20 protein-coding genes and 2 pseudogenes are annotated in these 20,292 nt (G+C 57.5%); 13 read left to right on the top strand and 9 right to left on the bottom strand.

Translation table 11 applies throughout. The annotated features are described in order from the left end of the window. The first annotated feature begins 3 nt into the window (after positions 1-3). The 8 genes and pseudogenes from G3A56_RS23365 (at position 4) to G3A56_RS23330 (ending at position 5,566) form a co-directional block, all read left to right on the top strand. A complete protein-coding gene (locus tag G3A56_RS23365) occupies positions 4-378 on the top strand; it encodes a hypothetical protein (protein ID WP_003500990.1) in 375 nt (124 codons plus the stop codon). Positions 379-547: 169 nt separating this feature from the next. After that, positions 548-832, top strand: coding sequence for an AHH domain-containing protein (locus G3A56_RS29680; protein ID WP_164056841.1), 285 nt, complete (start codon positions 548-550; stop codon positions 830-832). Then, positions 774-1,151, top strand: a complete 378-nt coding sequence (locus G3A56_RS23355; protein WP_003500991.1) for an imm11 family protein — start codon at positions 774-776, stop codon at positions 1,149-1,151. Before G3A56_RS29680 ends, G3A56_RS23355 begins: the two co-directional genes overlap by 59 nt. A gap of 56 nt (positions 1,152-1,207) precedes the next feature. Continuing rightward, positions 1,208-1,381, top strand: a pseudogene (locus tag G3A56_RS29675) (hypothetical protein); the annotation flags it as partial. A 24-nt stretch (positions 1,382-1,405) separates the two neighbouring features. Continuing rightward, positions 1,406-3,826 carry a hemagglutinin repeat-containing protein gene (locus G3A56_RS23345; RefSeq protein WP_082185003.1) on the top strand — a complete coding sequence of 807 codons (2,421 nt, stop codon included), beginning with the start codon at positions 1,406-1,408 and terminating at the stop codon, positions 3,824-3,826. Between the two features lie 6 nt (positions 3,827-3,832). After that, positions 3,833-4,300, top strand: coding sequence for a hypothetical protein (locus tag G3A56_RS23340; RefSeq protein WP_082185004.1), 468 nt, complete (start codon positions 3,833-3,835; stop codon positions 4,298-4,300). Positions 4,301-4,425: 125 nt separating this feature from the next. Further along, the gene (locus G3A56_RS29670) at positions 4,426-4,695 is read left to right on the top strand and encodes a putative toxin (protein ID WP_082185005.1); all 270 of its coding nucleotides are present in this window, start codon (positions 4,426-4,428) and stop codon (positions 4,693-4,695) included. 16 nt (positions 4,696-4,711) lie between these two features. Next, complete coding sequence (locus G3A56_RS23330; RefSeq protein WP_082185006.1) at positions 4,712-5,566, top strand: hypothetical protein; 855 nt, start codon at positions 4,712-4,714, stop codon at positions 5,564-5,566. A 143-nt stretch (positions 5,567-5,709) separates the two neighbouring features. Here the strand turns inward: G3A56_RS23330 and G3A56_RS23325 are convergent, their stop codons facing one another. From G3A56_RS23325 to G3A56_RS23295, 7 genes and pseudogenes are all read right to left on the bottom strand, one after another. Next, positions 5,710-6,192, bottom strand: coding sequence for a GAF domain-containing protein (locus tag G3A56_RS23325; protein WP_082185007.1), 483 nt, complete (start codon positions 6,190-6,192; stop codon positions 5,710-5,712). Positions 6,193-6,233: 41 nt separating this feature from the next. Continuing rightward, entirely contained in the window at positions 6,234-6,935 is a 702-nt protein-coding gene (gene msrA, locus G3A56_RS23320; RefSeq protein ID WP_082185996.1) for a peptide-methionine (S)-S-oxide reductase MsrA, read from the bottom strand. 21 nt (positions 6,936-6,956) lie between these two features. Further along, positions 6,957-8,863 (bottom strand): annotated as a pseudogene (locus G3A56_RS23315) (cytochrome c biogenesis protein DipZ). A gap of 18 nt (positions 8,864-8,881) precedes the next feature. After that, positions 8,882-9,367 (bottom strand): peptide-methionine (R)-S-oxide reductase MsrB, encoded by a 486-nt coding sequence (gene msrB / locus G3A56_RS23310; RefSeq protein WP_082185009.1) that lies wholly within the window; start codon positions 9,365-9,367, stop codon positions 8,882-8,884. Between the two features lie 336 nt (positions 9,368-9,703). Continuing rightward, positions 9,704-10,426: a siderophore-iron reductase FhuF gene (gene fhuF / locus G3A56_RS23305; protein WP_082185010.1), complete on the bottom strand. Its 723-nt coding sequence runs from the start codon at positions 10,424-10,426 to the stop codon at positions 9,704-9,706. A gap of 16 nt (positions 10,427-10,442) precedes the next feature. Beyond that, positions 10,443-11,318: an ABC transporter substrate-binding protein gene (locus G3A56_RS23300; RefSeq protein ID WP_246231420.1), complete on the bottom strand. Its 876-nt coding sequence runs from the start codon at positions 11,316-11,318 to the stop codon at positions 10,443-10,445. Beyond that, positions 11,312-13,507 carry a TonB-dependent siderophore receptor gene (locus tag G3A56_RS23295; protein WP_082185012.1) on the bottom strand — a complete coding sequence of 732 codons (2,196 nt, stop codon included), beginning with the start codon at positions 13,505-13,507 and terminating at the stop codon, positions 11,312-11,314. Before G3A56_RS23295 ends, G3A56_RS23300 begins: the two co-directional genes overlap by 7 nt. Positions 13,508-13,797: 290 nt before the next feature. On the opposite strand from G3A56_RS23295, the gene G3A56_RS23290 reads away from it, so the two are divergent. From G3A56_RS23290 to G3A56_RS23280, 3 genes are read left to right on the top strand one after another with little or no spacing between them, the layout of a single operon-like run. After that, complete coding sequence (locus G3A56_RS23290; RefSeq protein WP_082185997.1) at positions 13,798-14,544, top strand: AraC family transcriptional regulator; 747 nt, start codon at positions 13,798-13,800, stop codon at positions 14,542-14,544. 41 nt (positions 14,545-14,585) lie between these two features. Then, positions 14,586-15,383 (top strand): ABC transporter ATP-binding protein, encoded by a 798-nt coding sequence (locus G3A56_RS23285; RefSeq protein WP_343044298.1) that lies wholly within the window; start codon positions 14,586-14,588, stop codon positions 15,381-15,383. Then, on the top strand, positions 15,380-17,275 hold the full coding sequence (locus G3A56_RS23280) for an iron ABC transporter permease (protein WP_246231419.1): 1,896 nt from the start codon (positions 15,380-15,382) through the stop codon (positions 17,273-17,275). Before G3A56_RS23285 ends, G3A56_RS23280 begins: the two co-directional genes overlap by 4 nt. Positions 17,276-17,373: 98 nt before the next feature. Here the strand turns inward: G3A56_RS23280 and G3A56_RS23275 are convergent, their stop codons facing one another. Next, on the bottom strand, positions 17,374-18,225 hold the full coding sequence (locus tag G3A56_RS23275; RefSeq protein WP_082185014.1) for a LysR family transcriptional regulator: 852 nt from the start codon (positions 18,223-18,225) through the stop codon (positions 17,374-17,376). Between the two features lie 58 nt (positions 18,226-18,283). Continuing rightward, on the bottom strand, positions 18,284-18,439 hold the full coding sequence (locus tag G3A56_RS29050; RefSeq protein ID WP_246231418.1) for a hypothetical protein: 156 nt from the start codon (positions 18,437-18,439) through the stop codon (positions 18,284-18,286). Between G3A56_RS29050 and G3A56_RS23270 the strand changes: the two genes are divergently transcribed. Together G3A56_RS23270 and G3A56_RS23265 are read left to right on the top strand one after the other, a co-directional pair. Beyond that, the gene (locus G3A56_RS23270) at positions 18,426-19,571 is read left to right on the top strand and encodes an MFS transporter (RefSeq protein WP_246231417.1); all 1,146 of its coding nucleotides are present in this window, start codon (positions 18,426-18,428) and stop codon (positions 19,569-19,571) included. The two genes, G3A56_RS29050 and G3A56_RS23270, sit on opposite strands and share 14 nt — an antisense overlap. A gap of 57 nt (positions 19,572-19,628) precedes the next feature. Further along, positions 19,629-19,910, top strand: a complete 282-nt coding sequence (locus tag G3A56_RS23265) for a hypothetical protein (RefSeq protein WP_137067620.1) — start codon at positions 19,629-19,631, stop codon at positions 19,908-19,910. Positions 19,911-20,292 lie beyond the last annotated feature (382 nt).

Genomic DNA, 20,292 nt, shown 5'->3' with positions numbered 1-20,292 from the left:
AAAATGAAGTTGATCGTGGACTACCGTACTGGCGTACATAACAGCGACGTTGAAATCGCCAATGCAGATCCTCAAGTCACGCTTTCTTGGCTCAAAAAGCTTGATGGGATGCAGCATACCCTTTTAAACGTTAGCAGATTAGATGGCAGCTGTTTGATGGTAGGTGGGGGGCCTCTATGGTATGTTGTTACTCTGGATAACAACAAACAAAATCTAACACTTCAAAACCCAGATGGTCTTGAAACGGAAATGATCGAATTGTGTGCTGGAGGGCAGTACGGTGAATACCCCAAAGCGCTTTGTGTTAATTATGAGCAAGCCTCACAAGCAGTTTCGCTATTTTTTGAAGGAAAAGAGTTTTTGATGCAGTGGCTTTAGTATTGCCGCGCGTTGTAAAATGGCTGGCCTCTTTTTTTCCGCTAGAGCGTTTATGTATTTTTCTGAATCGTGTGCGATTCCCAAATCGGTTTTGTTCTGATTCATTGATGTTGGCTGGATGGAGGCCAGCATCTGATGACCGCACCGATTCAGCCTCGCCATAGCCGATGTGCAAGGGGGTGGCCGAGTTAGAACGTCCGCGCCGCCAGACTACACCAGCGTTCCAATCCATCATATCTGTACTAATAAGTGTAATGTTGGCTCAAACGGCAATCCTGCTTGGACGCCACAGTTTCAGCGATTCTTTGATGATGCAGGACTAAATATCGATAACGAAATTAACAAAATTGCAGTATTGGGGCATCGGGGACCCCATCCTCACGCGTATCAGCAGTATGTGTTCGGTCAGTTGCAAAGCTCGACACAGGGCATCGCCCCGATTACACCTGCCTAAGATCGACAATGTTGAAATTGATAATGCATACTTTGTTATGATTATCGAAACGCAGGTCGATGCCGTTGATGAGGAAAGATCAGAATTTCAAAAATACGAGGTCAATGATCCCGTCCGGCCGGACCGGGCAGGCGAATACCGGTCGTTTTTCAATTTGGTCGTTGACCCTTCGAAGATCGGGGATCACCATATCTTTCGTTTAAAAAAGCACCTTGGCTCAATCATCGTGAGCGAAGAGGTTAAGCGACGCTTTGAGGCGGTCGGAGTAACGGGCGCTGTTTTTGAATCGGTGAACGGCGATATGCGAACCGTGGCGTGATCGATCGCGTCGGCAGCGGCTATTTGGTTTTGCTGATTAGGAACCGCTGACGCTCAATCCTCGCGGCCGCCGGCGTCACCATCACCGCGCTCGAACAGCGGCTTTCCGGTAAGCGCGGCAACGCCACTTACACCACCATCAGCCATTCCACCTCCTCGCTCAAGGCCGGCGGCGATCTTTCCATCGTCAGCCTCGGCGATCTCACCCTTGCCGGCGTCGAGGCCAAAGCCGGCAGCAGCCTCAGCCTCACCGCGATGGGCGACGTCACCCTCGCCCCGGTCGAAAACAGCCTCGAACTGAAAGACCACGCGAAGAAATCGCGCCTCGATATTTACGAGCTCGACAGCATCGTCACTTCGCTTGCCGGCGGCTCCGATGTCTCCATCACCGCCGGCGGCGGCGCGACGCTCATCGGCACCGATATCGACAGCGGCGGCAAGGTGCGCATCGCCGCCGAAAACGATGTCGTGCTCGCCGCCGCCCAGGATATCTACTCTTACGAGCGCGAGACGAAATCCGGCAACTGGTTCCGCAAGAAGCAGACCCGCGAGAGCGAGACCCGCGTCACCAATACAGGCACCGATATCTCCGCCAGCGGCGATATCGAGGTAGTATCCGCCGCCGGCAACCTCGTGACCGCCGGCTCACGTTTCGCCTCCACCGAGGGCAACGTGGCGCTCAAAGCCGTCAAGGGCGACATCTTTGCCGGCACCTATATCGATATCTTCCGCAAGACCCATGAAAGCCGCAAAAGCTACCTCGGCGGCCTGTTCAGCTCAAACAGCCGCTCGCTCACCGACAACCGCTTCGCGACAGGCACGGCGGCCCTTGCCGGTCTCGACCTGACGCTGGTCTCCGGCGGCGACACGACGCTGGTCGGCACGCAGCTGAAGGCCGGTGGCCGGCTGTCCGTCGAAACCGGCGGCGATTTCTCCATCACCGCCGCCATCAGCAGCATGAGGAAGGAATACTTCTCCCACAGGGTCGGCGCCATCACCATGACGACGATCACCGAGAACAGCTTCAAGGAGATCGCCACCCCCGCCACCCTGATCGCCGGCGGCGGCATCGGCTTCGACATCAGGGGCAAGGCCAGCCTCACCCTTTATGATTATGCCGGCGTCGACAGCAAGGAACTGCGCACGCTCTATCCCGACGAACTGCTGAAGATCGCCGGGCTGGAGCTGATCAAAAAGCCGCTGGCCGACGAATATTTCTACGACAAGAAGGTGGCGCTCTCACCGGCCTTCAAGGCGGTGCTGGCGCTCGTCGTCAGCACCTTCATCGCACCCGGCATCGTCGGCGCGATCGCTCCGAACCTCAGCGGCGCGATGCTGACGGCAGCGGAAGGCTTCACCTCCTCGCTGCTCGTCGGAACCCTCGACGGCGCCGTCTCCGGCAGATTCGACATCGGCGCCATCCTCAAGGATGCAGCCTTCGCCGGCGCGACCGCCGGGCTGACCAGCGCCGTCAACATTTCCGATTTCGTCAGGCTCCCCAAGAGCATGACCAACAATCTCATCCCCGGCTTCGGCAACAAACAGTTGACGATGGCCGGCATTCTGGATGCGGGTCTCGACGGCGTCATCTCGTCGGGCTTGTCCTCGGCCGTCTACGGCACGGATTTCGGCTCCGGCGTGCTCAACTCCGTCGTCACCTATATCGCCAACGGCGTGGCAGGCGCGGCCATCAGCGAGATATCCGACAAGCTCGGCCACGGCCGACCCTCACTCGAAAAGCTCGTCGCCAAGGCCACCGTCAACTGCATCGCCGCTGAGGTCACCGGCGCGGATTGCGCCGCCGGCGCGATCGGCTCGCTCGTCACCGAACTCATGGTGTCGGGCATCGATCCTTCGAAGGTCGATGTCAAGGACCTGCGCAACCGCATCAAGCTGGTGAGCGCCATCGCCGGCTACTTCACCTCAGGCGGCAAGGCACAGAACGTCAATGCTGCCGTAAATGCGGCAGTGCTGGACTACGATAACAATGCCGCGCCGCTGCTGCTGATTATCCCTGTTCTGATCGGGCTTCTGACGGCTGCAGATATCGCGCTCACCGTCAACGACGCCTATGACCTGACCAAGGAGGGGCTGGCCTGCGATGCGGGCGACCAGGCCGCGTGCGATCGCGTGGGTGAGATGGCGCAGCAATTCGCCATCGAAACCACTGTGGAGGCAACGGCGGGCGCGATCGTCCCCGGCTCCAAGGTCGGCATGAAAATCATTGCCGCCCTGCGCAAGAGCGGCAATGAAAAGATCGTCAAGGCGGTCGACGAAGCCGTTGACGCTGCGCGCGGGCCAGCGAAAGGCAACGACACCGAATTTAAAGGCGGCACTCATAAAGATACTTCGCAACCTGCTGGTGACAAATTAGATAGCCACCACTGCCCGGCGAAAAAATGCTATGCAGGGGCTCCGCTTAGCTCAGCCGATGGCCCTGCAATCAAAATGAAACCAGAAGATCATGCCCTGACAAAGAGCTATGGCAGCAGTTTAAAGGCGCAGGAATATCGCCAAAAACAAAAAGTCCTCCTTGAACAAGGAAAGCTTATGGAAGCAATACAGATGGATATTGATGACATACGGAGCATCTCAGGCAATAAGTATGACAGTGCTATCGCGGAAATGATCGAATATGCTAAAACGCTCAATCCGCAAGATTTTATCCCGAGGTAAAGCAGCATGAATCTTCATCCGTTTGAGAAAATTTCACACATCTACACTGGAAATATCTACAAAGGCACACAAGGATACGTTGACATTTGTGCCGGCGAAAAATTCCTCGAAGTCGCTAGAGATTTTCACAACCACAACGTTTTTGCAAAATCGGATGATTTTCCGACGAGTATAATATCAAATAATTCCGTTCATGTTTACTATAACGCTGAAGGAAAAGTAATTGGAGCAGAAATATTTACAAATCTTAATGGAAATAATGAATTCAACTTTATTTGGAATAGTTTTGATTTATTTCAATCCACAATGAAAGATGTCGCAAATGGCTTGAAGTCAATAGGAATAAAAACGTCCATTGAAGATTACGGAATTTTCGTTCCAGAACTTGGACTAAACTATTATTGCAACGATATCCAAGACGACTTGGATTGTAAAATCGACTGCGTCTACGTTACGTTAAACAAAAACAATTAAACAAATCAACCTTTTGCCCAACGACGCTCCCAATGTCATTTTCGGTGACCCCATGAAGCTAATCCCGTTTGAGAGTGTAATAAGTATCCCGACGGGTGGTCGGCGGAACGAAAAATACCACACTTATGACTGTTCCTTTGTCGAATGGCGTAAAGGTGACCACAATCCCCGACCTGTGGGGAAGAAACGTCGGCGGCCTTATTGAAGTCAAAAATGTTGAAGCGCTCTCAAACTCAAACCAGTTGCGCGCCCAAATCCGAGAGGCATTGAAGACTCGACAGCCACTAAACCTTGTCTTAAGCCCGAGAACGCGGACCGTTTCCCAAAAGCTTGTTGATGACATCAAAAAACAGGCGGCGAGGTTTATGTCTACAACCCCGCAACCAATGATATGATACCGTGGATAAATCCATGACATATGATTTAAAGATAGAAATTCACACACGGAAAGATATTTCGTCGTGGGAGACCGGACATGCAATATTGTCGGTTCCCTTCTCGAAAGCCGAATTGGCACCGCAAAGAGTGGCGACGCTCGGCGAAGTAACGTCAAGACACGGCCATAATGTTGAGAGCATTGAGGAATGCGAACCCCATTGGGGCCTTAAGGGTACATTTCGCTTCGAAGATGCGCCGCGTGACTTTATGGTGCCCTTCAACTGGAAAAGAAAAAATGCCGCAAAATCCTATGGCGACATTGATTTCTCAAATTCAAATGATAATTTACTAAGAAATTATTCCGCAATTTCCTTTTATGCCAAGTACAAAAAAGGGTTAGATTGGCTTGGATTATTTCGCAACTGGTGTGAGATAGCTTCGCCATTTGCGGCAATTTTGCACCCTTTCATTCTCGAGGATGGGCTGAAAGGCAACGTGAAGAGCGTTATGGAATACAGCAATGAGGAAGACTTCCTGCGACAGGCATGGTCGCATTTTTTGAGCGGTTGGCTTTATACCCAGTTTCGATTTGGGGAGTTGAACAGTTTGAGGTCCGGCCTGACCAATCTGGGATGGGCATCTTGGTTCGGAGAAGAATTCGCCAATGAAGTCGATGAGCGGGCAATATCTGCCGCAGGCTTTCCGGTTTCAAAAATCGGCAATGGCTATCTGGTGCAAGTCACGAACCAGATGGAAGACGTGAAGGGCAACTTTCCCTTGTTCTCAAAACGCCGGGCCGAACTGAAATCTCTCTTTAGACCGGGCCTGTTCATGATCGCGGACGAGCCAGCGAATCATCTAAACACCAGTCACGCGGAGGTTGGATAGCACAAGCGTATACGCCTTATTCAACAGATAAAGCTTAGCTCTCCGGCAAGCCTGGCAACGCCGCCTATACCACCGCCAGCCATTCCAATCCGCCACCCCCACTCCTTGCAGCCGACCAAAAAGCACCGGCTGCAACCGCAAACCTAGAATGAGCCTGCGAAGATTTCCGCCAGTCGTTCCATGCCGGCCTGATCGTCAGCATCAAACCGTGAAGGCAGCGGGCTATCGAGATCGATGACGCCTATCGTCTCACTACCTCGAAAAATCGGGACGACCAGTTCCGAGCGCGAGGCTGCGTCACAAGCGATGTGGCCAGGGAAGGCGTGGACATCGTCAACCAGGATTGATGACTTCCGCTCAACGGCGGCGCCGCAAACGCCACGGCCGACGGGGATGCGAACACAAGCAGGTTTGCCCTGGAACGGTCCAAGAACCAGTTGCTCGCCCTTCAACAGGTAGACGCCCGTCCAATTGAGGTCAGGCATCGTCTGATAGATCAGCGCCGACATGTTGGCGGCATTGGCGATCATGTCCGTCTCTCCCGCGAACAAACCTTGCAGCTGCTGGGCGAGCTCGCGGTAAAACCGGGTCTTGTCGGCAATGACGATCGGCGCCGCTTCAAACATGTCTGCCACCTTCCTCAAATCGTCCCGGCTGACGGCTGATATCAAATACCGTTCTTGGCGACCAGCACGGGTTTCTCGCGAAAGTCCTTTGCAAACAGCTTGCGCAGGTTTTCGAGCTTTGGCAGGTCGTTATAGACGATGTAAGGATAGGTCGGATTGTTCGTCAGGAAATCCTGGTGGTAGGCCTCGGCGGGATAAAATGCATGGCCGGGCTCGATGGTCGTCACGATCGCCGCGTCGTAAAGACGTGCTTTGTTGAGCTGGGCGATGTAAGCTTTCGCGACACGGCCCTGATCCTCGTTTTCGGGAAAGATGGCGGAGCGATATTGCGTGCCGATATCGGGCCCCTGCCGGTTCAGTTCGGTTGGATCGTGTGCGACGGAAAAATAGATCTGCAGCAGATGGCCATAGGTCACCTGCTTCGGATCGTAGGTTACCTTCACCGCCTCCGCATGGCCGGTCTTGCCGCTACCGACCGACTCGTAGTTTGCCGTCTGCTTTGCGCCACCCGCATAACCGGAGACAGCGTTTTTAACGCCGCTCACATGCTGGAAGACGCCCTGCACGCCCCAGAAACAGCCGCCTGCAAAGACCGCCGTTTCGGTGGCTGCAGTACCTGGGGAAACATCTGCCGCAGGCGCCGGAAGGGCTATGCCTTCCTGTGCCGATGCGACATTCAGACCTGCCAGTATTATCGCGGATCCGATGGCCAGCCTGGCCGTTACCGCTTTCCAGGCAAACATGCGTCTCATGACCTTTTCCTTTCAACCGAAGGTGAATGCATAGGCTTCCGGACCAGCGTCCAGAAAGCGGATTTCGAATGTGTGATCCTCGACCGGACCGTTCTGGCGGACGAGTTGATAAAGGCGCTGTTCGGTAATGGTGCCGTTTCCTTCAGCGTCGATATCCATGCCATGATCGCCACGCGGCGGTTTACCATCAATCGTGACCTGGAAGCGAACCGGCTTGCCGTCTGCACCCGGACCAAGAACCAGATGCAGGTCCCGCGCCCGAAACCGATAATAGATGCCGCCACCGCTGGTATTCAGCGCCGCATGTTCGGCGCCGACGGTCCAGTTGCCTGTCAGGCCCCATTCATTGCGCCGGGGCTTTTCCTCGATATAGGCATGGGCCTCGTCGTTGACGATACCGCCTGCACCGATGAAGTTCTGCGCCCGTTCGTAACCGACATAGGTTTCCGGCGATTGCACGTCGGCCGTGTCGGAGGCCGCCTGCGCACCGCCCGCATTGACCGCAACGATATCCGAGCCGACATCCGTCTTTCCCGCTTCTGCGAGAAGCTGCTGGATGACGCGCTCCGACCGGTCATAGTCTCCCTCACCGAAATGATGGTAACGGACCTGCCCCTTTGCGTCGATGAAGTAATGCGCCGGCCAATATTGATTATTGAATGCCCGCCAGATCGCATAATCATTATCGACGGCCACGGGGTAACCGATGTCGAGATCGGCAATTGCCTTTTTGACATTGTCGATGCGCTTTTCAAAAGCGAATTCCGGCGCATGCACGCCGATCACGACAAGTCCCTGATCCCTGTATTTCTCGGCCCAGGCGCGGACATAGGGGATGGCCCGCAGGCAGTTGATGCAGGAATAGGTCCAGAAGTCGACAAGCACGACCTTGCCCTTCAACTGCTCCATGCTGAGAGGTTGCGAGTTCAGCCATTCAACTGCGCCCGCAAGCGACGGAACGGTTTCTTCTACCGGAAGCTGTTCTGCGGTGGATGTCGACGGCTTGCCCAGCATCATCGCGTTCGAGCCGCTCATCGCGGCAGGATTGCCGGACATCATTGCCGGGCTGTTTGCCTGCATGGCAGGATTGCCCTGCATCGCGCCGCCTTGCATCGTGCCACTCTGCGCGGCATCCTTCGGCATCACGGTCGACGGCTTCATCGCGCCGCCTTCGGCCATATTCTGGCCGGGCCTGCCGCCCAATCCGTCAATCAGCTTCTGTTCGAGCACCGATGTGCTGGCAAGCGACGCCTGCGTCAGGAAGCCGGTATCAAGGCCGAGCCCGATTGCGGCGACCGCGACAAGCACGGCAATGCCAAGACCACGCCGGATCCATTCCCCCGCCCCGATCGAACGTTTCATTGCCTGGAAAACCCGTCCGCCGATCAAAAGCGCAAGCATCAAAGATGTCGCCGCGCCAAGCGCGTAGGCAAGCAGCAGAACCGAGGTTCCGACATTGGCGCCCTGCAGTGCCGCTCCGGTGAGAATGAGGCCAAGGACCGGTCCTGCGCAGGGGCCCACAGGAGGCCGGTGGCAACACCGAGGATCAACGATCCGACAATCGCCGAGCCGCGACTTGTTTCCCGGTCTGCTGATTGCGAAAGCCTCGCGCCCAGCGCCACCAGCGGCCGCGTCAGACGCTCCGACAATGACGGGAACAGCAGGAATAGGCCAAAGACCGCCAGCAGCGTGATGGCGGCCATCCGTCCATACTCATTGGCTTCGACCGCCCAGCCACCCCCAACTGCGGCGAGCGTCGCCACACCGGCAAAGGTCGCTGCCATGCCAACCAGCATGGGAAGAATGCTGGTCATGAACGGTCGGCCGGCGCGCGCGAAAACAAACGGCAAAACCGGCAGGATGCAGGGGCTGACGATCGTCAGCACACCGCCGACATAGGCGAGAAGAAAGAGTAACATCGCAATATTCCCTGTCGGTCAGGCCGACGCCGGATGGAAATTCAGCGCCACGCCGTTCAGGCAATAGCGAAGGCCCGTGGGCTTGGGACCATCATCGAAAACGTGACCGAGATGGCCGCCGCAACGCGCGCAATGGACCTCCGTTCGCACCATTCCAAGAGAGGCGTCCTGCGTGGTGCCGACCGCGTTTTCCAGTGGGGCCCAGAAGCTTGGCCACCCGGTTCCGCTTTCGAATTTGGTGGTCGAGGAAAACGCCTCCTGATCGCAACCCGCACAGGCGAAGTTGCCGCGGCGCTTTTCATGCAGCAATGGGCTGGATCCCGGATATTCCGTGCCCTCTTTCCGCAAAACCTCATATTGATCCGGGGTGAGGCGTTTACGCCATTCCTCATCGGTCAACGTCATGGGAAAAGAACCCGTCGCGGCAAACGCCCGCCCACCACCGAGCTGAAGTCCAATCGCTACGAATGCTGCGCCTTTGAGAAGCTCTCGTCTATTCACCATTGCTCGATCCTCCCGTTGAACCAGTTCTCAGAGTATTTACGAGGGCGAAGCCGAGGAAGTTACAGCCCTCAGAGCACATGTTCGTGATCGTAAGGCCCGCATATTTCCGCCCCTCTGGACTAGCCGTTGCTCACGCTGTTTGTCGTCCGCCATCACGACCCTGTGTTGATGCAGCATATAGCCGCCGATGCACTCTCTGGCATCGATATATTTTGCGCGATATATCGATGCGTAATCCCCTGCCAAATGCGCGGACAGCGAGAGTAACCAATCATGACAAGTCTAAACCCTGTCAGCATTGAGCCGATCGTAACCTGCCCTCGGATCGATTTAAGCCTACTCGCTTCCAGGACAAGGGCAAGTCGCACAATAATCGAGTGTCTCCAAGAGATAGCGGATACAGCATACGCGGCGCAGACGTTTGGGCCCATCATCTTTTATGGGATAGACAATAGGCCGATGAAGTGGGTTGCGAGTCCCGTCAGAAAGACGGCTTGTCTCAAGAAGCCCGAACGCATGGTCCAGACCGCTTGTTCTGGATTGCAGAAGCGCTTCGCAACTGCGCGCAGTTCCCTCGAACATGTTGCCGGCATTGCTCCACAGGACGTTGCGTGAAAGGCCACTCGCATCCGCAATCGCGCTCACGACCACGGCCAGATTGTCCCTGACCAGAAAGTCGAAGCGCTCTTCCGGCGAAGCTGCAGCAACAGGACCACCAAAGGACGAGAGGCGCACCGAAACGATGTCACCATCATCATTCACCTCAAGGCTTATCTTCTCGGGCGTGAGCGGGACACGCCAATCGGCAAGGATCGCTGCAGCAACCGCTGGCTTCACAATGGAGGCAAAATACCGTTTGGACCATTCACTCGCGACTGCTTCGTAAACGGGGTCGCGCCCATGTCGGCGACCATAGTTCCTGAGTAGCCTCTCGAAGCGACGCGGCTCCAGAAGCTCGGCAAGGAGAAGATCGCCACGCCGTTTTCGCTGAAACAGCGAACGGGAACCGACAGGGGTCGATTGTTCAAAAAGGCAGCGTAATATTTCTGTCCGCAGCATCAGCCGTCCAGCAACTTCAATCGAACTGACTGGTAATCTCGCCGACCAGCTTCTGCAATGACGCCGTCGAGCCGAATGGCCAGGTCGTGGCGCCTGCCACCATGACATTGCCTTGCGCGACGATCGGGAGTACCGGCCAAAGTGCGGCGTTGCGGAGGTCGTCCGGTATCGACTCCGACAGGATGAACAGGGTGCACTGACCATCCAGCGCGGCGAGCCCTTCGAGGTCGATTGTCGTAAAGCCGAATGGTTGCGGCGGCAGGTCCATGGCGGCCGTAAACCCTATCCTCTGCAACAATCCGGCGATGGCCGAGTTGGGAGCGAATATCCGCAGACGCGGCACACCCGGCAGGGGCTGGGCCACGATCAGCTCCCGCCCCGAAACCGTGCTGCCGAGCCGGCTCTTCAAAATCTCCATGCTCTCATCAAACCGGGCCAGCAGTGCGGCGGCTTCATCCGCCCGGGCAAGTGCCGCCCCGGCCTGAGTGACGCTGCGATAGACGGCCGCCAGCATGTCGCCGTCGGCAGCCTGATCGTCAATCAGATGGGTCGGGGCGATATCGCCGAGTGCTGAAGCGAGTGATGCGTGGCGGAAACGGGAAGACAGGATGAGATCTGGCTGCAGCCTGCGAATGGCTTCAAGGCTCGGTTGCTGCCGCCGCCCGACATCGACAACATCACCAAGCCGGTCGTTCTCGACATTCACCCAGGCGCGGTAACCGGAAGGCTCCGCACATCCAACCGGCGGAATTCCAAGGGAGAGCGCAATTTCAGTGGCGGTCCATTCGAGGGTAACGATACGCCTCGGCACAGGCGCCGCAAACGATTTCGGCGTGGTGGCCAGAGCCACCACGCCGGTTATGAACGATCGTCTGCGAATTGCTGTTACCATTTGACGCTCACCGTGCCGACCACGGTCAATCCCTGACCGTAATAGCACTGTGTGGTCGTGTTGCAGCCGGCGACATAGGTCTTGTCGCCAAGATTATAACCATTGAGCTGGAAAGAGTAGCGATCATGTTCATAACGGGCGAAGGCATCCACCAATGTGTAACCCGGCACGAAGAATGAATTCGCCGTATCCCCTGCCGTCTTGCCGACGTGACGCGCACCGACGCCCAGGGTCAACTTCCCATCCCAGGCATCCGGCATCGGAACGTCATAGCTGACGAACAGCGACTGCTGCTGCTTTGGAACCGTATAGGGCATCTTGCCGACCTGCGTTGCCGTTTCGCTCCGCGTGACTTCCGGGTCCTGCCAGCTGGCCGCAGCCGTCAGATTGACGCGATCCCAGAGCGTCGCGTTTGCCTCGAGTTCAATACCGCGGACACGCACTTCGTCGGTCTGATAATAGATGCCCGCGATGCGGTTTACCACGTTTTGCTGGGTCGCCTCGAAACCGGAAAGCGTGAGGCTGAAGTCCTCTCCCTCAGGCGCGTATTTGACGCCCACTTCCTTCAATTCGCCCGTCGTGGGCTTCAGCGGATCTGCCGCAAGCGTCAGGACCGGGGCAAACGAGGTGGAATAGACGGCGTAAGGAATGATGCCGTTGTCGAAGACATAGGCGGCCCCTACCCTGCCGGTGAAGGCACTGTGATTTCGCCTGTATTGTGTGGTGATACCGCTGGACAGGGCCGTGCTGTCGGAATCGTTGTCCACATAATCCTGACGTCCGCCGGCCGTCAGTCTGAAGCCGCCGATCTCGATCTGATCCTGAAGATAGATGCCCACCTGACGCTGCGTCTGGTCGAGACGTGTCGTCAATGTCGCCGGGGTCACGCCGATGTTGTAGACCGGATTGAAAAGATCGAGTGTCGGGCCAGCACGCGAGCCGGTATCGTTGACGAGGTTCTGCCATTGCAGGTCGACACCGCCAAGCAGGGTGTGGCTGACGGGACCCGTATCGAACTTATATTCGAGATTGGTATCGAGTGCGGCAGCGTTGAGCGTCGGCTGCGCATTGTAGACCAGACGGGAAAGCGTGCGCTGATTGGCGGCAAGGCCGTTGCCGAACAGGTTCTGGTAGTTAACGTCGAGATAGGAATAGCGGAAATTCTGCCGCAGCACGAGATCGTCGCTGAAGGCGTGCTCGAAACGATATCCGACATAGGCCGTTTCCTTGTCGTAGATCGCAAGCGACGGATCGCCATCGGAGAAATTGCGGGGGATCGTCAGTCCAAGTCTGTTCGCATAGACACTGCCAGCGGCCGGAATGAGCGACGGCACCTGGCCCGCATCATCCTTCATATAGGCGCCATATACCGTCAGGCTGGTATCCTCGTCCGGCGACCACTTTACCGTGGGGCTGATGGCGACACGGTCGTTCTTGCCGAAATCGTTCATCGCGTCGCTGTCACGAAGAACACCTTCCAGCCGGTAGCTCAGGCCAGAATCGGTACCGATGGGACCGGTCGCATCGAAACCGATCTCCTTCTGATTATAGCTGCCGAAACGCGTATAGAGTTCGCCGCCGGCAACATCTTTCGGGTCCTTGCTGATCATGTTGACGACACCGCCGACATTCGTCTGACCGAACAGTGCCGAACTCGGTCCACGCAGGACCTCCACGCGGTTCAGGAAATACGGCTCCACACGAAAGCCCGCATAACCGCCGGTCTGGTTGGCGATCTGCGGCACCCTCAGCCCATCGAGATAAAGGTCTGCGGCAAAGCCGCGAATGGTAAAGTAGTCAGAGCGCGGGTCGTTGCCATAACGCTGGCCGTTGACGTTCGAGCTATAGAGCAGACTGTCCGCTACGGTCTGCACGGCACGATCGGTCATGGCACCCCGCGTAATGACGGAAACCGACTGCGGCGTTTCCGCAACGGGCGTGGATGTTTTCGTTGCAGAAGCGGAATCCCGCGCCACGTAGCCGCGCTGTTCAACGCGCGCGCCCTTGGCCGCAGCCTTTCCCTGTACCACGATAGGCTCGAGCTGCGTGGAGCCGTTGGCATCCTGCGCAAACGCCACTGCCTGTCCGGCAATCACGCCCAATGCGACGCCGGACGTCAGAATGAAAAGCCGCGCGCGTCTGGAGGAAAAAGCAGATGGCTTGCGTGTTGTGAGGCCGGTGTGTTGCATTATGCGGAACCTGTGATGTGATTGCTGCCGGAGCGGGTAAAGACCTCGGAGTTTTCCGCCACAAAGCCATATCCCGCCGCATTCGGCCGCTTAAGTAGACTTTTTTTATCATCATTGTCAGGTCAAACTTGATCGCAGACGGGCCATTAAATGGCCTGAATGAACCAAAATAGCGAAATAACCAATAATCGGGCCATCTTTTCCTTTTGAAAAAACAGATGCGTGCCGCTATTGCTCCCATTCATGACAATGCCCACCAGGTTTTTGGTCCGGCTGCGTTGGGAGATACGATGAAACAGCCGCAAAAGGCCGTGGACCTTCAAAATGTGCCAAGGCCCGTCGCGGCAATGGCGCGCATATATGAAAAGAGCGTCGATTTCGGCTGGCACAGCCATCGGCGCGGCCAGCTGCTGCAAATTGTCGACGGTTTCATGACCGCTCGCACGCCCGACACCTCATTCATCATTCCGAGTGGATATGGCCTGCTCATCACCCCCGACATTCCCCATGCGGTGAGGTCCCATGGACGTGTCTCCATGCAGTCGCTTTATATCGAGCCCGAACCCGGCCTGACATTGCGCTGGGAGCCGACGCGCGTCATCTCCACATCCGTGCTCCTGTCGGCGGCGGTTGGATCCTTTCTAGAACAGCCGACGCTTTATGATGAAGATGGCCGCGGTGGACATCTGGCAGCCCTGATCCTTGAAGAGATCGCCAATGCGCAGGAGGGTCCTTTCGCGCTTCCGATGCCAAGCGACAAACGCCTTCAGCGCTTGTGCCGGGACCTGTCCGAAACACCGGCGATCGACCTTGATATCGACCACTGGGCCGACAATCTCGGCATGAGCCGCAGGACCATGACGCGAAAGTTCCGCACTCAGACCGGCATGAGTTTTGCCGAGTGGCGACGCCGCCTGCGCATGGCGCATGTGATGCGCAGGCAGGCGGAAGGAGCGCGCCTTGAAGAGGCGGCAGCGGATGTCGGTTATCGCAGCCTGTCATCGCTGCGAAAGGCGATGCGCGAGGTTGCAGTTTGAACAGCACCCAGATTGATATGCCCGCTGCGCAGGCGAGCGGTTTGAGCGTCGCCTACGATCGGGCCCATGCTTTACGCGACGTCGACATTCAGGCGCAGATGGGGCGCGTTACCGTCATCTGCGGGGCGAACGGGTCTGGAAAGAGCACGCTTCTCAAATGCCTGGCAGGGCTGGAAATACCGACGGCCGGCAAGGTGCAGCTCCTGGGGCGAGAGCTATCGGAATTGCGCCGCCGCGATATTGCCCGACAGGTTGCCGTCATGGCGCAGTCGCCTGAAATTCCGGTCGGTCTTACGGTCGAAGAGCTGGTCGAGCAGGGTCGTTACCCACACCGTCCCTGGCTTGGACGCCTTTCAGCCACTGACCGCGACATCATCGACAGCGCCATCAGGAGGGTCGATCTGCAGCACCTGCGCGCGCGCCAGCTTGCGACACTGTCCGGGGGCGAAAGGCAGCGTGCCTGGGTTGCCATGGCACTGGCGCAGCAACCGAGCGTGCTGTTTCTGGATGAGCCGACCAGTTTTCTCGACATCCGCCATCAGGCTGAACTGCTGACATTGCTGAGACAGCTCAACCGGACGGAAGGCCTGACGATCATCGCCGTGCTTCACGATCTCAATCAGGTCATGGATATCGCTGATGATGTAATATTGATGCGCAAGGGGGAAGTGCTCACCACCGGTCCTGCAAGGCAGGTGCTGACAGCCGACCTGCTGCAACTGGCGTTTGGCTGCAAGGTTGATCTGGTTGCGCATCCCGGCGGTGCCGACCGTGCCTATTGCCTGATCGACTGGATCGGCGCTGCCGGCAGTCCGCGCGATCATCAGGCATCCGAATGAAAATGTCGCTCCCGTCTGCCGGCTCGCACCGTCTCACCTCGGCGCTTCTCTTGCCTGCTGGCATATTGCTTCTGTTCGTCCTGGCGGCACTCGACATGCGTCTGGGAAGCAAGCTGATCGGCTGGCACGACATATTTGCCTTCACGACACGCCCCGCCACGCTGGCCCAGGCCATTCTGGAAACGAGCCGTGCTCCACGCGTGGTTGCGGCGATCCTGACCGGAGTCGCCCTGGCCCTGGCAGGCTCGGTTTTCCAAAGCGTGCTCAGAAATCCCCTGGCTGCGCCGGATATTCTGTCCGTCACCAGCGGCGCACAGCTCGTTTTGGTCATATCCACATTGTTGCTGCCGATAGCCATGCCGCCGATCATGGCAACGACATTGGGCGGCCTGGCAGGAGCCGCGGCCTGCATCGCGCTGGCCGGCGGGTTCCGCGCTCCGCCGGGACGGCTGGCTCTCGCGGGCGTTGCGATTTCCCTCTGCTTTGCCGCAATCTCTTCCGCAATCGTCCTTCTCGCCGACGACAGGGCTTCCGGTCTGGTGCTCTGGTCTTCCGGTATTCTTGACCAGACCGGATGGTCGAAAGTCATGGTTGCCGGCCCGGCCATTCTTTTGTCTTTTCTGGTGCTGATGGCGCTTGCGCGGCCGCTCGACCTGCTCGGCCTCGGCGATCAGGCATCAGCGAGCCTCGGGCTGACACGAAGCGTTACGTTATCGGGCATCTTTGCCGGCGTTGTACTGTCCGGCGCTGCGGTTACGCTTGCAGGCCCGATTGGTTTCATAGGGCTCGCAATCCCGAACATTCTTCGGGCGCTTGGCATCATCAGGCACCGCTTTCATTTGCCTCTCTCACTGATCTGGGGAGCAAATACGCTGCTTCTTGCCGATGTCATCGCACAGCTTTTCGGCACCAACGGTACCATTGTCCCCACCGGCATCATCGTCGCCTGCTTTGGAGCGCCGGTCATGCTGCTTCTGCTGCGGACCTCGAGATTGGGGGCAGAGCGGCGCATCGGCTCGCCTTCGGCGCTTAGGCTCCCTTCCCTTCCCCTGCTGATCACGATTTTGACGGTAACTTCGCTGGCAGGTATCGGCGCAGCGCTGGCGATTGGCGATGGTGTCTCCCTGTCAATGACGGACATTGCTGCGAACCTCGATATCCGGGCTCCGCGTTTACTTGTGGCGCTTGGCTGCGGTGCCCTGCTGGCAGCAGCCGGCACTGTCTTGCAGGCCGTGACGCGCAATCCGCTTTGCAGCCCTGAAACGCTCGGTCTCACGCAGGGAGCCGCATTATTCAGCTTGATCGGTCTTTTGTCCGGCTTGGTGCCCGGAACGCTGATTTTCCAGATGGCGACGCTCATCGGCGCCCTTTCCGCCGTTCTCCTCCTGCGGTTTTTCGGGCCTAAAAATGCACCGGAAAGACTTATTCTGGCAGGCGTTGCCATCGCGGCAAGTTTTGGCGCAGCCGGAACCATCGTCGTTGTCGAAGCGCGATTGCAGACGGCACAGGCACTTTCCTGGCTGACGGGCTCAACGCATGGACGCGGTTACGCAGATGTTCTCGTGCTTTTGCCGTGGGCCGTCATTTTGGTAACAATCGGCATCCTGTGTAGCCGCCACCTGGACACGCTTTCGCTGGGAGACGAAAAAGCGCGATCGCTCGGCCTGGTAACGGACAGGGCCCGAACATGGGCCATCCTCTATTCCGCCTGCGCCGTCGCCGTTGCCGTCTCGTCCATCGGAGCCGTCAGTTTTGTCGGCCTCCTCTCCCCGCACGCCGCACGGCTTCTGGTCGGATCACGACACGCACGCAGCCTGCCGGTGGCAATGGCGATCGGTGCCTTGCTGATGGTCTTCGCAGACCTTGCAGGACGCAGCGTCATCGCCCCCTAGAACTACCGGCGGGCATTGTTACCGCGGTCATCGGCGCGCCGATTTTCCTGCTTTTGTTGCGCCCCAGGACGATGAGAGCCACTTCCAGACCAGCCACATCAGGATGATCGAAACGCTTTCGTGATCCGTCGGAGCACGGCGTTCGCATGGTCGCCCGTGACCGTCGAAATCATCACGGTATCCAGCTTTGGAAGCTCCGGCAGCAGACGGCTCCTGACCTCCCGCACACCAGCCGGAACTGCGCTCCGCGCCAGGAGCGCGATGCCGATCCCGGCTTCGGCAGCTGCCCCGACCGCCGTTGCCCCTGTTCCGACGAACACCTCGCGCCAAGTGATACCCGCGCTATCCAGCGCCCGGAGGGCCATGGCACGCAAATTACAGGGCGCAGGCTGAAGCACGAGCGGCACCGGGCCATTCGAAGGCAGATCGAAGTCCGCGCTGCAATACCAGCCAAAGCTCTCCTGAAACAAAAGCTCGCCGTCTCGACGAATATCGTCATGCCGCAACACCACGATCGCATCGAGCTCTCCGGCGTCATAAAGCTCTAGCAGGGTTCTGGTGCCTGCGGTGCGAAGATGAAGCGTAACACTCGTTTCGCGCTCGCTGATTACCCGAAGGATCCGCGGCAGGTCGGCCCCGATCAGGTGATGCGTCACACCGATCGCCAGGCGCCTCGGCTCCTGCCCAAAGACGTCACGCGCGCGACGGCCGGCAGCGACATAGGCTCGCGCGGGCTCCAGGAAGCGTTCGCCTGCAGCCGTCAACCGCACCCGGCGCGGTGTCCTCTCGACCAGGCGATGCCCCAACATCTCTTCGAGCCGACGCAGGCGCAGGGATATGGCGGCCTGCGTCGTATTCATGACGCCGGCAACCTGCGTGAACGACTGCAATTCGGCAACAAGAAGAAAAGCCTCGACGGCCTCGGAATCCAATGAGCGCATGGGAAGCATAACAAGCTGTTATCACTGAAACGCGCAAGCCCTTAATTCTGTCGGCTCTTCGGGAAGGCTATTGCACGGAAACTCTTGATAGGAGCTTTTCCATGTCGTCACAGATTTCTTCGACTTCGCCTGCACCCGTTGCCGCCACCGATCCCAGGATCTGGGCCGTGCTTGCCGTGGCAGTCGGCACGCAGACCGCCGGCTCGTTCGTGTCGCAGGGCATCTACATTCTCGTGCCCTTCTGGCGTGAAGCCTTTGGCGTCTCTCTTGCATCCGCGTCACTCGCCGTGACCGTCATGAACGCTATCCAGATCGTGACCATGTTCACGCTTGGCCGCGCCATCGACATTCATGGTGAACGCCGCATCGTCGGCATTGCCATGCTCGGCATGGCGATCGCGATGGCATGCGCGGCGGCATTCGCAAACAGCCTTCCCGCGCTGCTTGTCTGCATCGCGTTTCTGGGCGGCACCTATGCAGCCGTGCAACCGGGCGGCACGCGGGCGATCATGCGCTGGTTCCCACCCGCCAAACGCGGCATCGCAACGGGGTTTCGACAGGCCGCGGTTCCCTTCGGAACGATGATCGCAGCCGCTCTCCTTCCCTTCATGGCGGTTCGTTACGGGTGGCATGCCGCAGCCTGGCTCTGTGCCGGTGTTTCCGTAGCGGGTGCTGCACTCTTCTGGGGACTCTATCGCGAGGGAAGCGATGTAGCGGCCAAAACCGAACGGCCGCTTCCTCTGGCAAAACTCTCCCGCATCGTCGGGCAGAATCCTGGCTTCTGGCCCGTATTGCGGCTTGGCATTGCCATGTCCGCGTTTCAGTTTACCCTCACGGCGCATGTCATCGGGTTCATGGCGGACGGATTGGGACTTGGCCTTTTTGTCGCATCCTCGATGTTTGCCGCAACACAGCTTGCGGGCATTCCGGGCCGTATCCTGTTGCCCTGGATCAGCGATCACTTCCGACCCGGGCGTCGCGGTCAATCCTTCGGCAGGGTATCCATCATCGCCGCAGCCGCCGCCGCGGCCCTCGCAGTTCTGCCCATCGGCACTCCGCCCCCAGTAACCCTTATCGTGCTCATAATCCTGGGAATATTTGGGATTGGGTGGTTTCCCCTTTATCTCCTGGAAATCGCGGAAAGTGCACCGAAAGGTTCGATAGCATCGACGATCGCCTTCGCTTCCACGATTTGTCTGGGAGTCATGGCAATTGGCCCCTACATATTCGGGCTACTGGTCGACCATTTTGGCTATGGCGCAGCATGGTCAACCCTGATCGTGCCGGTGATCGTTACAGCGCTGCCCCTCGCGATCCCATCATCGCGCGTGCCGCCAGAGCAAAAAACTGCTTAAGTCCCGCTGTCGGCCGGTGGCTCGAGATAGCGAGGATCATCAAGGGGAACTGATGAGGTGAAGGCGATCCTGCGCCACGGCCAGCCGAATTTCTTCGTGCCGTTCGATCGTCACGGCATGCTCCCACCAACCGAATTCTTCGAGGTGAAGCTTCGGTTGGCGGGCACCATGCGCGGCGCGACCGCCGCCGCATTAACGATCACTTTCATCTTCCGCAATGAATTAAGACGTGCGACGCGATCTTTTCACCTCATTCCTCTGTGCGACCCAAGGAAGAACGACTCAACATTTTTCAATAAAATCAAACATAGAATCTTACTGATTATGAATTCCCCCTAATTTAGTGGGAAAATATGTAGATATCCGCTATATGGAAGCGGCTGTAATTAGTTTATTTTAGAAGCGTATACTTTATAAATATATGTAATTCATAAAAATCAAGAATTAAATTGAATACTGCAAATATTAACTCACCTTTAAATGTTAGTCTGATATGAAACACACGTCGCAAGAACTCTTAAGCGGCACAAAATTATTAAGCGCATTCGCACAAGCTAGCGTGGAAAATCCGGGCCCGTCATCCGGCTCGAATTGCATGATGCTTTTCCAGCGCAGGTTCACATGAGCCATGTTCTCCACAATTTCGCTTTATTTGCGGATGTCGGACCGTTGTCATCAAGCACGGTGTCTGGCGGCAGATAGGCGTGACCAGTCGCCATTC

This window comes from Rhizobium oryzihabitans, from assembly GCF_010669145.1.
GTDB lineage: Bacteria > Pseudomonadota > Alphaproteobacteria > Rhizobiales > Rhizobiaceae > Agrobacterium > Agrobacterium oryzihabitans.
The sequence above is the reverse complement of the archived record's forward strand: the minus strand, read 5'-3'. Positions and strand labels throughout refer to the sequence as shown.